We start from the raw sequence: 12,487 nt of genomic DNA, 5'->3' as shown, positions 1-12,487 counted from the left end.
GCCCTACGGGCGCACCCGGCGGCGCGACCGGGCGCCGGCGGTCAGGACGAGCACACCCGCGGCGAGGACGGGCAGGCCGACGGAGAAGATGCCCACGAGCCCCAGCACGACCAGGACCGTGCCGGACACCGCGAGCGCGGCGGTCCGCGCGGGGGCGGCCGTCGCCGCGCCGTAGACCGCGAGGAGCACGCCGACGACCAGCGCGGTGGGGAACCAGACCACGGGGTCGTTCCCCTGCCGTCCGATCAGCCACAGGTAGCCGCCCCCCGCCGTGGCGCCCAGCAGGCCCGCGACCAGTGCGAGACCGTCCCACCCCGTGCGCGCCGCCGGTGCCATCAGCCCATCATGCCCGTGGTCAGCCCTCCTCCACGACGACCGCGTGGTCCTTGGCTTCGGGCTGGGCGAACCGGGCCAGCCGCACCGCCTCCGCCTCCAGCGCCTCGCGGTCCGCCGCGGACAGCTTCTCCAGCGGGCGCAGCGCGACGGTGGCCACCCGCCGCTTGACCGCGATCGACCACATGCCCGCCACCAGGCCGTCGACCAGGAAGGTCGGCTTGATCTGGAGGTTGGACTTCGCGTACACGACGTCCTTGTGCGCGGCGGGCAGGATGCGCTCCCGGTGGGTGCTCCGGTACGCCAGCAGCGTGCTGTCGAAGGCGGGCAGCAGCTTCACCGGCGCGGGCGCGTCCGCGTCCGGCCGGGGCGCGTCGGGCAGGTCGTACAGCACGCGGCGGCCGTCCTCGGAGAACGTGACGAGGTCGTCCATGCCGGCGAGGGCGTCGCGCACGGGCGGGGTTCGGTGCCCGATCCACGTGGCCACGTCGTCCGCCGCCGCGGGGCCGAACGCGCGCAGGTGCGCCCTGATCACCTCCGCCAGGGCGGCCTCCTGGTCCTCGGCGGCCGGGGGAGCGGCGCGCAGCGCCTCCGGGGCCTTCGTGCCCCACTCCCCGTCGGCCGGGGCCCGCACGAACGCGGGCACGCCCCGGAAGGGGCGCCACTTGTACTGCCGCTGGAACGCGATCTCCTCGTCCGTGGTGGCGTCGGGGTGCCGCTCCAGGAACGCCTCGATGAACGCGCACACCTCGTCGGCCGTGCGGGCCCGCTCGGCGGTGTGCTCGCGCAGCTCGGCCACCAGGCGGTCCATCAGCGGCGCAGGCCCCTCGGTCTTGCGCCGCCAGTCGGCCGCGCCGGTGAGGGCGGTGACCGCCGCGTACGCCGGGTACTGCTCGGCGGCCACCACGTGCAGCGTGCCGCGCAGCAGCGTCGCGAGCAGCAGTTCGCCGCGCTCCACCGCGCCGAGGAACGCCTCCGGGGCGAGGTCGGCGGTCCTGGTCCACACCGCGACGGGGACCGCGGGCCAGCTCTGCGCCTGCACCGCCCCCACACGCGCGAGGACTCCCGGGACCGAGTCGTCGATCGGTTCCAGGAGTCCTTGGCGTGCCAGCAGGGCGCGGTTGAGTTCTCGGGTCGTGATGCCGGCCGCGGTCACGTGTCCATGCCTCCACAGTGCGGGTCGTGTCCCGGGTACGGTAACCCGTCCCGCACCGCGGGGGTGGTCAGGAGCCGACCGCGCCCGCCCGCGCCGCCGTCTGCGCCGCGGCCAGCCGCTCACCGTGCAGCGCCTGCTCCGCGCGGCGGGCGCGCCGCCTGCGGAGCAGGTTGCGGGTGGACACGAACAGGCCGCCGCCGTCGAGCAGCACCGCCACCAGCACGATGGTGGCGAAGTCGAACGAGTTGATCCGGCTGTCCTGGCCGGTGGCGAACAGGAACGCCTGCGACAGGTAGCCGATCAGCACGGGCAGGGTGATCGCGAACAGCGAGGCGATCGTGACGCCGCGGCCCAGCAGGTACACCGCCGAGTACCAGCGCACCGACTTCATCTCGCGCGGGCTCAGGTCGGACAGGTCCTCGCGCTTGGGGGAGCGCCACAGCCTGCGCAGGCCGTTGAGCATCCACTTCTCGGTGTCCTTGATCAGGTTCCGGGTCCCGATCGCGGTCGTGATCACGTAGTAGAAATCGGTGTGCATGAAGAAGAAGCACTGCCACAGCAGCCGGCCGAAGTAGGTCCACAGCGCCGCCGCGGTGAGCCACTGGATCTCCTGGGGCACCGACAGGGCCCCGGTCTCCATCAGCTTGAGCAGGATGATCGCGATCGAGCCGAACACGCCGTCCACGATGGGCCCGGACAGGAACGCGACGTAGCGCTCCTTCTTGGACGCCAGCCAGATGCCGCTCATGTCGGTCTCGGCGACCAGGATGTAGAGCCTGCTACCGATCCCGATGCGCGCGGGCACCCCGGCCGCGCGGGCCGCCACCAGGTGCGCCACCTCATGGATGTAGATGCCCACGATCATGATCGCCATGGTCGCCCAGGTGAGCAGGGCGAAGTGCTCGGGGAACAGCAGCACCGTGGCGCCGGGGATGATGCCCGGGTTCAGCACGGCGGTCAGCACGCCGGCGGCGATGACCAGGCCGGCGAGCACGAGGACGGGGGTCGAGAAGATCCGCCGCGCGGTCTTCTGGCTGATCCACTCCATGTGGCTCTTCCAGCGCAGGCCCGGCGCCGGGTCCCCGGCCGGTGCGGCGGCGCCCGAGGCGCCGGTCGCGGTGCCGGCGGCGGCGGTGGCCGTGACGGTCCTCGCCGCCTCGTCCCCGGTCGCGCCGTCCACGGTGATGAAGCCCTCGGCGACCATCGCGTCGATGAAGTCGTCGAGGTCGGCGGTCTCGCCGTGCTTCGCCTCGTAGCGGCGGCTCGCCTCGGCGGGCGTGCAGCCCTCGGCGAACCACTCCAGCACGTCGAGGCCCTCCGGGGGGATGCTCAGGAAGACCTGGCGGTCGACGTCGCCGATGACCGCGGAGTCGGCCTCGCGCCGATGCGAGTACGGCAGCACGGTGATCACCGAGTCGGGCGGGTAACCGGGCATCGGTGCGGTCCTTTCTCCTCCGTTGGGAACCGGCGGGTCGGCGCACGCGCCGACCCGCCGGTCGTCATTCGGCTGCTGCCGGGTGTCGTCAGGCGACGACGACCGAGCAGGAGGTCGCGGCGCTGGTCTTGACGGTCTCCAGGCGGCGGACGACGAGCTTCTTCATGTGTGGTCACCTCCCCTCGCTCTGTGCTGTGAGGAGAATCCTGCTGCCCGCCACCGGGCCCGGTCTGCGCAACGTTGAGCACTCGCGGATCGCGCACTTCGTTGTCCCGCAACGACTTGCCGCGCGCACGCCGAACGGCGCGACGGGTTCTCCCGCCGCGCCGTCCGTTCCTCCCGCGACTCCGCTACCGGTGCGCCGCGCCGTCGGCCACCAGCCGCGCCACGGTGTCCCGCAACCCCTCGTCCGCCCGGACGCGCGGCCGCCACCCGGTGACGGCGGTGAACGCCGAGGCGTCGAACTCCACGCTCTCCAGGTCACCGGGGTCGACCTCGCCCGGCGGGGGCACCGAGCGCACCGGCACGGGCTCCCGCCCGGTCAGCTCGGCCACCAGGCCGGCGACCTCCCGGAACACCTCGCCCAGGGGCGCGCTGCGGCCGGTGCCGATGACCCAGTGCCGGCCCGCCAGGCGGTCGACGTGGTGCAGCGCCAGGCGGAACGCCTCCGCCGCGTCCGCGACGTGCAGCAGGTCCCGCCGCACCGTCCCGTCGTGCCACATGGTGATCGGCTCGCCCGCCAGCGCGCGCCGCGCCATCGCCGACACCACGCCCCGGTCGACCGCGCCCGACCCCGGCACGTGGCCGTAGGTGGTGGGCAGCCGCAGCGAGACCGCCCGCAGCACGCCGTCCGCGTCCGCCGCCGTCAGCGCCAGCTCGGCGGCCAGCTTCTGCCGGCCGTACGGGGTGCGCGGCCGGTCGGTCTCCGAACCGTCGATGCGGACCCGGTCGGTGTCCCCGAGCTGGCTCTTGGTCCCCGCGTACAGCACCACCGGCGGCGGGCCGCCCCGCGCCGACAGGACGTCGACCAGGTCGAGCACCAACCCGGTGTTGACCCGCTCGGCCGCGGCGTCGCCGTCCGCGGCCCGCCACGAGCCCGAACCCGACCGGTGGGCCAGCGCGTACACCACCACGTCCGCGTCGGCCACCACCCCGGCCAGCGCGCCCGGCGCCGTCAGGTCCAGCACCACGGCCTCGAACGCCGTCGCGCCCGGCGGCGGCGGGGTCGGCCGGGTGGCGACCGCGCGCACGGCCAGGCCGTCGCGCGCCAGCGCGTGCAGCACCGCCGAGCCGATGAACCCCGTGCCGCCCAGGACCACCGCCCGCGCGCTCACGCGGTCAGCTCCCGGTCCAGCCGCAGGCACTCCTCGTACCGGGGCAGCAGGCCCGCCGCCCCGGCCTCGGCCAGGGTCGGCGCGACGGCGTCCCGGTCCGACAGCAGCGGTTCGAGGTCGTCGGGCAGCTCCAGGCCCAGCGCCGGGTCCAGCGGGTGCACCGCCAGCTCGTGCTCCGCCACGTACGCCGACGACACCAGGTAGGACATCACCGTGTCGTCCTCCAGCGCCACGAACGCGTGCCCCAGGCCCACCGGGAAGTACACGGCGCGGAAGTCCACCGGGTCGACGCGGACCACGTCCCACTGCCCGAACGTGGGTGAGCCGACCCGCAGGTCGACCACGAAGTCCAGGGCGGCGCCGCGCGGGCAGTACACGTACTTGGCGCACCCCGGCGGGGTGGTGGTGAAGTGCACGCCGCGCACGACGCCGGCCCGCGACCGGCTGTGGTTGGTCTGCGCCGGGGTGAACAGCCGGTGCCCGGTGGCCTCGGTGAACGCCGCCTCCTGGAAGGGGGAGGTGAACAGCCCCCGCTCGTCGGGGAAGGTGTTCGGGGTGAACTCGAACGCGCCGTCGACGGCGAGCCCGCGTGCTTTCACGGAACGCTCCAATCAGGACAGTTCGGCCAGGACCGAGCGCACCGCGTCGATGACCCGGTCCTGCACGTCCGGCGCCAGCCCGGCGTACATGGGCAGCGAGAAGATCTCCCCGGCGAGCCGCTCGGTCACCGGGAGGGAACCGGGCGCCCACCCCAGGTGCCGGAAACCGCTCATGGTGTGCACCGGCCACGGGTAGCTGACGTTCAGGTGCACGTCGTGCGCCTTGAGCGCCTCCAGGACCTCGTCCCGGCGGGGGTGGCGGACCACGTAGAGGTAGTACACGTGGTCGTTGCCGTCGGCCACGGCGGGCAGCACCAGGTCGGTGTCGGCGAGCCCCTCGGCGTAGCGCCGGGCCACCTCGCGGCGGGCCGCCAGGTACCCGTCGAGGCGCCGCAGCTTGCGGCGCAGGATCTCCGCCTGCACCTCGTCCAGGCGGCTGTTGTGGCCGGGCGTCTCCACCACGTAGTACTTCTCGGCCATGCCGTAGTACCGCAGCCGCCGCAGGCGGGCGTCCACCTCGTCGTCGGAGGTGACCACCGCGCCGCCGTCGCCGTAGGCGCCCAGCACCTTGGTCGGGTAGAACGAGAACGCCGCCGCGTCGCCGGTCGTCCCGGCGATCCTCCCGTGCCGCCGCGCGCCGTGCGCCTGCGCGCAGTCCTCCAGCAGCGCCAGCCCGTGCCGGCGCGCCAGCTCGGTCAGCGGGTCCAGGTCGGCGCACTGGCCGTACAGGTGCACCGGCAGCAGGCAGCGCGTGCGCTCGGTGAGCACCCCCGCCACCTGGTCGGTGTCCATCAGGTAGGTGTCGGGGTGCACGTCGACGAACTTCGGCACCGCGCCGACCGCGTCGATCGCCACGACCGTGGGCGCGGCCGTGTTCGACACCGTCACCACCTCGTCACCGGGACCGACGCCCAGCGCCCGCAGCGCCAGCACCAGCGCGTTCGTCCCGTTGTCCACACCCGCGCAGTGGGCCGCGCCGTGGTAGTCGGCGAACTCGCGCTCGAACCCGGCCACGCTCGGGCCGAGCACCAGCCGGCCCGACGAGAACACCGTCTCGACGGCGTCCATGATGTCCGCGCGCTCGTCTTCCCACTCCGCCAGGTAGTCCCACACCAGGGTTGCCATCGTCACGTCTCCCGGTCCGGCAGCGCCACCGGGACGCCCGGGGCCCGCCGAGTGTGCACCGCGACGACCCGGCCGTGACGGTCAATTCTGAGCAGCGCCGGCCGACCTCCCTGACCGCACAATGCGGTGCCCGTCCCCGAGACCCGTCCCGGGACCGTTCCGCGGAACGGGGTCGAGCACGAACGGAGGTGCGCATGACCGCCCACGGCACCGGACCGTCCGCGGGGGTGGACACCGGCCGGCGGCTGTTGCGCTCGGCCCGCCGCGCGGACAGCCCGCTCACCCCGAACGCGGACGTCGACGCGTGGCTGGAGCGACAGCGGACCGAGTGCGCCGCGGTCGTCCGCCGCGTGCCCTTCGCGGAGCTGCGCGGCTGGCACTTCGCCGAGGACACCGGCAACCTCGGCCACGACAGCGGCAAGTTCTTCACCGTCGAGGCCGTCAAGGTCACCGCCGACACCGACACCTGGGTGCAGCCGATCATCGTGCAGCCCGAGATCGGCGTCCTCGGGCTGCTGGTCAAGGAGTTCGACGGCGTCCTGCACTTCCTGATGCAGGCGAAGTTCGAGCCGGGCAACGTCACCGTCGTCCAGCTCTCGCCGACCGTGCAGGCGACCCGCAGCAACTACACCGGCGTGCACCGCGGCGCCTCCATCCCGCACCTGGAGCACTTCCTGCGCGACCGGTCGTCGGGCGTGCTCGTCGACGTGCTCCAGTCCGAGCAGAACGCGTGGTTCCTGCACAAGCGCAACCGCAACATGGTCGTGGAGACGACCGCGCCGGTCGAGCACGACGACCGGTTCCGCTGGCTGACCCTCGGCCAGATCCGGCGGCTGCTGCACCGCGACGACGTGGTGAACATGGACGCCCGCACCGTGCTGTCCTGCCTGCCCGTCGCGGAGATCGCCGCCGCCGCCGCGGACCCCGACCCCGACGGTGACGGCGACGGCGACGGGTTCGACACCGACGACTTCGGGGCGGCCGTGCTGGAGTCCTTCCGGGAGCACGACCCGCGCGGCGCGGCGGAGGTGCTGAGCTGGGTGACCGACCAGCGCGCCCGCCGCGAGTTCCTCCAGGCGCGCATCCCGCTCAACCGGGGCGCGAACCACGGCTGGCGGCGCGGCCCGGACCGCATCGAGCACGACAGCGGCCGGTTCTTCACGGTCGTGGGCGTCGACGTGAGCACCGGGTCGCGCGAGGTCACCTCCTGGTGCCAACCGCTGATCGCCCCCGTGGGCAGCGGCCTGCTGGCGCTGCTGGTGCGCCGCACGCGCGGCTCGCTCGACGTGCTCGTGCAGGCCAGGCTGGACGCCGGCTCCCTCAACGGGGTCGAGCTGGCCGCCTCCGTGCACTGCACCCCGGACAACTACCGGGGCCTCCCGCCCGAGCAGATCCCGCCGTTCCTGGACGCCGTCCTCGCCGCCGACCCCGCCGCGATCCGCTACGACGTGATGCAGTCCGAGGAGGGCGGCCGGTTCCTCGACGCCAGCAACCGGTACGTCGTCGTCGAGGTCGGCGACGACTTCCCGACGGCGCTGCCCGGCTCCTACCGCTGGCTGCCGCTCGGGCAGCTCTGCGCCCTGCTCGTCCACAGCAACTACCTGACCGTGGAGCTGCGCAGCCTCATCGCCTGCGTGCAGACCCTCCCGCACCTGGCCCCGGCGTTCCCGCCCACCCCCGCCGGCGGGCCGCGATGACACCCTCCCGGCCCTCGCGGGCGGCCGGGTGGCGGCACCGGGTCGGACCGCTGGTCGGGGCCGCCGCCCTGGCGGGCGCCCTGGCCCTGCTCGGCCCGCAGGTCGGCGACGGCGTCACCTCCGTGGCCCGCTTCCTGGCCGCCGTCGGCCTGGTCCTCGCCGTGAGCCACCTCCTCGGCCTGCTGTTCGCGCGCCTGGGCCAGCCGCCCGTCGTGGGCGAGATCGCCGGCGGCCTGCTGGTCGGCCCCTCCGCCCTGGGCGCCGCGTGGCCCGACGGGCAGCGGGCGCTGTTCACCCCCGAGGTCACCGACGGCCTCGCGATGGCCGCCCAGCTCGGCGTGGTGACGTTCATGTTCCTGCTCGGCGCGGAACTGAGGCTCGAACGCGTCGCCGGCAGCGAACGGGTCGTCGGCCTGGTCGTGGCCGGCTCGATCGCCGTGCCCTTCGCCACCGGGGCGCTGATGGCGTGGCTGTGGCGGGACGCCTTCCTGCCCGCCGGCGAACCGCTCCCGCCCTACGTCCTGTTCTTCGGCATCGCCCTGTCGATCACCGCGCTGCCCGTGCTGGCGCGCATCCTCCTGGACTCCGGCACCCGGACCACCGGGATCGGCACCGTGGCCATCGCCTGCGCCGCGATCGGCGACGCCGTGGCCTGGTCGGCGCTGGCGGTCGTGCTGACGCTGACCGACGGCGGCGGGGCGGGCGCCGTGCCGGCCAAGGCTGCCACGGCGGTCGCGCTGGTCGTGGCCACGGCCCTGTGCGCGCGACCGGCCCTCGCGGCCCTGGACCGGCTCCTGCGCGACCGCCCGAAGCCCGAAGCCGTCATGCTGCCGGTGCTGGTGGTCGGCGCGGTCACCTGGTCGGCGCTCAGCGAGGTCGTCGGCCTGCACCCGGTCATCGGCGCGTTCCTCTTCGGCCTGGCCGTGCCCCGCGACAGCGCGCTGATCACGGCGGTGGGGGAGCAGCTCCAGGGCTTCGCGGTCTCCGTCCTGCTGCCGCTGTTCTTCGCCGGCATCGGCCTCAAGACGGCCTTCGGCCTCTTCGGCGGCGACGTCGGGATGTGGTGGGCACTGCTGGTGCTGCTCCTGACCGCCACCGCCTCCAAGGTCGTCGGGGCCGCCGGCGGCGCACTGGCCGCCGGCTGGTCCGCGGGGGACGCCCTCACCCTGGGCGCCCTGATGAACTGCCGGGGCGTCACGGAACTGGTCGTGGTGTCCATCGGCCTGCAGCACGGCCTCATCAACGAGGCGGCCTTCACCATCCTGGTCCTGGTGGCCCTGCTGACCACGGCGGCCACCGGCCCACTGGTGCGCGGCCGCGTCCCGAAACCCCACGAGGTGCCGGTGTGACAAGCCCTTTCGACGGCGACGGCCCGTTCCTGGTCCTGCTCAACGACCGCGGCGAGCACAGCCTGTGGCCCGCCGCCACCCCCGTTCCCGCCGGGTGGCGGACCGTCCTGGGGCCCGCTCCGAGGACGGCCTGCGACACCTACGTGGACGACCACTGGACCGCGGTGCGCCGCTGACGGCGCGACCGGGACGTGGCGCCACTACGGCCGGTCCGAGCCGTTGCCGAAGCCGATCGAGTTCCAGAAGGCGCAGTCGCTCTGCCCCGCCACGTCGGTGGGGCGGATGCCGCCTCCCGTCGGGACGTCCAGGGTCAGGACGTCGGCGCCGGTCCCGGGGCGGTGGCGGAGCCACCGGGGCAGGCCGTCGCGGTTGGGGTCACCGGTGCGGGCGAAGGTGGTCCAGTAGTCGATCATCGTGTTCGACAGGCCGCGTTGGCCCTCGGTCAAGGGGGCGCCGAAGACTCCGGTGAACAGGTAGGGGAGTTCGGTGGCGTGCATGGCACCCTCGTCGAAGCCCGGGATGTCCACCGGCACCGGGGCCGTGCGATCGGCGAACTGGTACGCGTAGACCGGTACGGGGCGCGGTCGGGCCGCGGCCAGCCGGTAGCCGGCGAGGTGGTCGCAGGTCGCGAGCGTGTTGCCCGCGTGGGTGACCACGGTGGACAGGGCGATGGCGGGGGACGGGAAGTCCGACAGGGGGTACCGGGCGAGCACCCGGTCGGCCGCGGCGCCGAACACCTCGCGGACGCGCTCCTCGAAGATCCGCGGGGTGACCGGGTTGCCCCTGGCCTCGAACTCCAGGCCGATGTAGAGGCGCATCTCGTCGAGGGTGTTGCCCATGATCAGCGGTACGTGGTTGAAGCGGTCGCGGCGCAGCGCCTCCGGCAGGTGCAGGGGCAGTTCGCGACTCCCGACCACCGGGAAGCCGCCCGGCCAGGACAGGGTCAGCTCGCGGACCGGCTTGCCGCGCATGCAGGCCGCGGCGGTGGCCGGGTCGGGGCAGCCGAAGCGGGTGGCCAGCTCGGTGCCGGCGGCCTCGGCCTGCTGCTTGGTGGCCAGCCCGCTCGCGCAACTGAAGCTCTGGACGATGGCCCGGTGGAACAGGCCCGCCGCCGTCGGCGAGGTCAGGTTCACGCACACGCTCGCCCCGCCGGCGGAGCCGCCGAAGATCGTCACGTTGCGCGGGTCGCCGCCGAACGCGGCGGCGTTGCGCTGCACCCAGCGCAGCGCGGCCTGCTGGTCCTGGATGCCGTAGCTGCCCGACTGCGACCCGCGGGACTCGGCGGTCAGCGACGGCAGGGCCAGGAAGCCGAACGGACCGAGGCGGTAGTTGACGGTCACCACGACGACGTCACCCCGGGTGGCGAGGGCGCGGGCGTCGTAGACGGCGCCCGCGCCGGTCGTGAACGAGCCGCCGTGGATCCACACCATGACCGGCAGCCCGCGTCCGCGCCGGGGCGTGGTGACGTTGAGGTACAGGCAGTCCTCGACGAAGCTCTCCGGCAGGCCGAAGTCCGAGGGCTGGGCGCACGCGTTGCCCGGTGTGCCCGCGTCCAGCGGCTCGAGCCACGGCCGCACCGGCTGCGGCGGGCGCCACCGCAGCTCGCCGACCGGCGGCGCGGCGAACGGGATGCCCTGGAAGAGCCGCGCGTCCCGCTCGACCACCCCCCGCACGGGCCCCGCGTCGGTGCGGACCACGTCCGCCCGGTCGACCGGGCCCGCGATCGCCTGACCCGTCCCCAACACCAGTCCCGTCACGCCGAGCAAGACCAGCAGCCGTCGACGCCACATCGCGCTCTCCCATCGGCAGGTCTCCGTGGCCCACCCCACCATGGCACAGGGCGCCAGCGGGACCAAGGGCCGAAAGTGGGGCGGAGCAACGAAAATCCACTCGCCGACGAGGCCCCCGGTTATCGAGTCTTTATTGGACGGTCAGATCCTGCGCAGCACCGTGGGCAAACCGTCGGCGGGTGCGGGCAGCGAGGTGAACCGCCATGGTGCCTCGTAGGACTCCGGGTAGCTCCACTCGTAGCGGCGCAGCAGCGCGTCCAGGGTCGCCTTGACCTTCAGCATCCCCAGCCTCATCCCGATGCACTTGTGCGCGCCCCAGCCGAAGGGCGCCCAGGCCAGCCGGTGGCCGCGGTCCTCGGCGCGGTCCTCGTCGAAGCGCCCGGGGTCGAACCGGTCGGGTCGCGACCACAGCTCCGGCATCAGCTGGTTGACCCCCGTGCACACCGATACCAGCTGCCCTGCCGGGATGTGGTGGCCCAGCACGTCGGTGTCCTTCACCGCCACCCGCATGAGGATCGGCGACGGCGACACCAGCCGGATGCTCTCCCTGACCACCAGGTCCAAGGTGGTGAGCCGGTCCACGCCCGCGGCGTCCCGTGACACCACCCCCGCGGACTCCGCGCGGGCGCGCTCCTGCCACACCGGGTGCTTGCCGAGGAAGTAGACCGAGGCGAGCGTGGCCGCGGTGGTCGTGTCGTGCGAGGCGATCACCGTGAACAGCGCGTGGAGCGCGACTTGCCGATCGGTGAACCCGTCGACGCGGCTCAGCACCGAGAGGAAGTCCTCGCCCGCGCGGGCGCGCGCGTCGGGCAGCGCCTGGTGCAGGTACCGGACGAGCCACGTGCGGGCGCGGTGCGCCCGGTGCCACAGCGTGCCGGGGAGCCGCACCCTGGCCAGCGCGGTCTCGGCGCGGATGCACTCCTCCACCGCGTCCACCACCTTCCGCCCGACGCCCTCGTGGGGCACGCCCAGGAACGCCCGCGTGGTGATCTGCCCGGACAGCTCCCGTGTCGCGTCGACCAGGCGGAACCGGCGCCCGACCGGCCACCGGTCCAAGCGCTCCTCCACGTCCTCGGCCATCGCGCGCAGGTACCCGTCCAACGCCTCCTCGCCGTAGGCGGTCTGCACGAGGCGGCGGTCGGCGAGGTGTCCCGGCGCGTTCATCGCCAGCAGACCGCCGTCGAACCAGGGGCCGATCACCGCGGGCCAGCCGCTGGCGAACGCCTTGTCCCTGTTGGCCAGCACCACCTGCACGGCCTCGGGCCCGGACACCGCGACGACCTTGCGGCCGAACGCCTGCCACCACGAGACCGGGCCGTGGCGGCGCATCAGCGCCAGCAGGAACGCAGGGCCGTAGCGCACGGTGTGCACCCCCATCCCGATGAACGGCAGGCCCCGGTCGCCGGGAACCGGTTCGAGGGCGCTGCCCGCGGGCGGTGCGGCCAACGGGGCCGGACGCCGGGGGGTGTGCCCCAGCAGCGCGTCCAACCAGTGGTCCGAGCCCATCTCCACGAGCCCGCGGTTCTCGGTGCGGGTCTGATCGCCGTGCGCTGTCATGTGAGTCGACCTCCTGGTCGTCGCGGGTCGTGCCGCGGTGCGCCGCGCAAGGGATTCGGCATGCCGAAGGGGTTGGGTCTTCAGCCTCGCGTTACGTCACCCAGCACTCCAC

At 73.9% G+C, this 12,487-nt stretch carries 11 protein-coding genes; 3 read left to right on the top strand and 8 right to left on the bottom strand.

The features are described 5' to 3' along the window. Window positions 1-3: 3 nt before the first annotated feature. The 6 genes from J2S66_RS15115 to J2S66_RS15090 form a co-directional block, all read right to left on the bottom strand. The gene (locus J2S66_RS15115; RefSeq protein WP_310307686.1) at window positions 4-336 is read right to left on the bottom strand and encodes a hypothetical protein; all 333 of its coding nucleotides are present in this window, start codon (window positions 334-336) and stop codon (window positions 4-6) included. A gap of 19 nt (window positions 337-355) precedes the next feature. After that, window positions 356-1,489, bottom strand: a complete 1,134-nt coding sequence (locus J2S66_RS15110; protein ID WP_310307685.1) for a winged helix DNA-binding domain-containing protein — start codon at window positions 1,487-1,489, stop codon at window positions 356-358. A gap of 67 nt (window positions 1,490-1,556) precedes the next feature. Beyond that, window positions 1,557-2,924, bottom strand: a complete 1,368-nt coding sequence (locus J2S66_RS15105; protein ID WP_310307684.1) for a zinc metalloprotease — start codon at window positions 2,922-2,924, stop codon at window positions 1,557-1,559. Between the two features lie 350 nt (window positions 2,925-3,274). Next, window positions 3,275-4,258, bottom strand: coding sequence for an NAD-dependent epimerase/dehydratase family protein (locus J2S66_RS15100; protein WP_310307683.1), 984 nt, complete (start codon window positions 4,256-4,258; stop codon window positions 3,275-3,277). After that, window positions 4,255-4,857 (bottom strand): dTDP-4-dehydrorhamnose 3,5-epimerase family protein, encoded by a 603-nt coding sequence (locus J2S66_RS15095; protein WP_310307682.1) that lies wholly within the window; start codon window positions 4,855-4,857, stop codon window positions 4,255-4,257. Before J2S66_RS15095 ends, J2S66_RS15100 begins: the two co-directional genes overlap by 4 nt. A gap of 12 nt (window positions 4,858-4,869) precedes the next feature. Then, window positions 4,870-5,982, bottom strand: coding sequence for a DegT/DnrJ/EryC1/StrS family aminotransferase (locus tag J2S66_RS15090; protein WP_310314797.1), 1,113 nt, complete (start codon window positions 5,980-5,982; stop codon window positions 4,870-4,872). 194 nt (window positions 5,983-6,176) lie between these two features. Here J2S66_RS15090 and J2S66_RS15085 point away from each other — a divergent pair, with 194 nt between their 5' ends. Genes J2S66_RS15085 through J2S66_RS15075 form a run of 3 tightly spaced genes read left to right on the top strand, consistent with a single transcriptional unit; the run spans window position 6,177 to window position 9,204 of the window. After that, complete coding sequence (locus J2S66_RS15085) at window positions 6,177-7,679, top strand: NDP-hexose 2,3-dehydratase family protein (protein WP_310307681.1); 1,503 nt, start codon at window positions 6,177-6,179, stop codon at window positions 7,677-7,679. After that, entirely contained in the window at window positions 7,676-9,028 is a 1,353-nt protein-coding gene (locus J2S66_RS15080) for a cation:proton antiporter (RefSeq protein WP_310307680.1), read from the top strand. Before J2S66_RS15085 ends, J2S66_RS15080 begins: the two co-directional genes overlap by 4 nt. Further along, window positions 9,025-9,204 carry an MbtH family protein gene (locus tag J2S66_RS15075; protein WP_310307679.1) on the top strand — a complete coding sequence of 60 codons (180 nt, stop codon included), beginning with the start codon at window positions 9,025-9,027 and terminating at the stop codon, window positions 9,202-9,204. Before J2S66_RS15080 ends, J2S66_RS15075 begins: the two co-directional genes overlap by 4 nt. A gap of 24 nt (window positions 9,205-9,228) precedes the next feature. Here J2S66_RS15075 and J2S66_RS15070 read toward each other — a convergent pair whose 3' ends face one another. Further along, a complete protein-coding gene (locus J2S66_RS15070; RefSeq protein ID WP_310307678.1) occupies window positions 9,229-10,818 on the bottom strand; it encodes a carboxylesterase/lipase family protein in 1,590 nt (529 codons plus the stop codon). A 141-nt stretch (window positions 10,819-10,959) separates the two neighbouring features. Then, entirely contained in the window at window positions 10,960-12,375 is a 1,416-nt protein-coding gene (locus J2S66_RS15065; RefSeq protein ID WP_310307677.1) for a cytochrome P450, read from the bottom strand. Window positions 12,376-12,487 lie beyond the last annotated feature (112 nt).

The sequence above is a fragment of the Saccharothrix longispora genome (genome assembly GCF_031455225.1).
In the GTDB taxonomy this organism is placed as follows: domain Bacteria; phylum Actinomycetota; class Actinomycetes; order Mycobacteriales; family Pseudonocardiaceae; genus Actinosynnema; species Actinosynnema longispora.
Note: the sequence above shows the minus strand (reverse complement) of the source record. Positions and strands in the feature narration are given on the sequence as shown.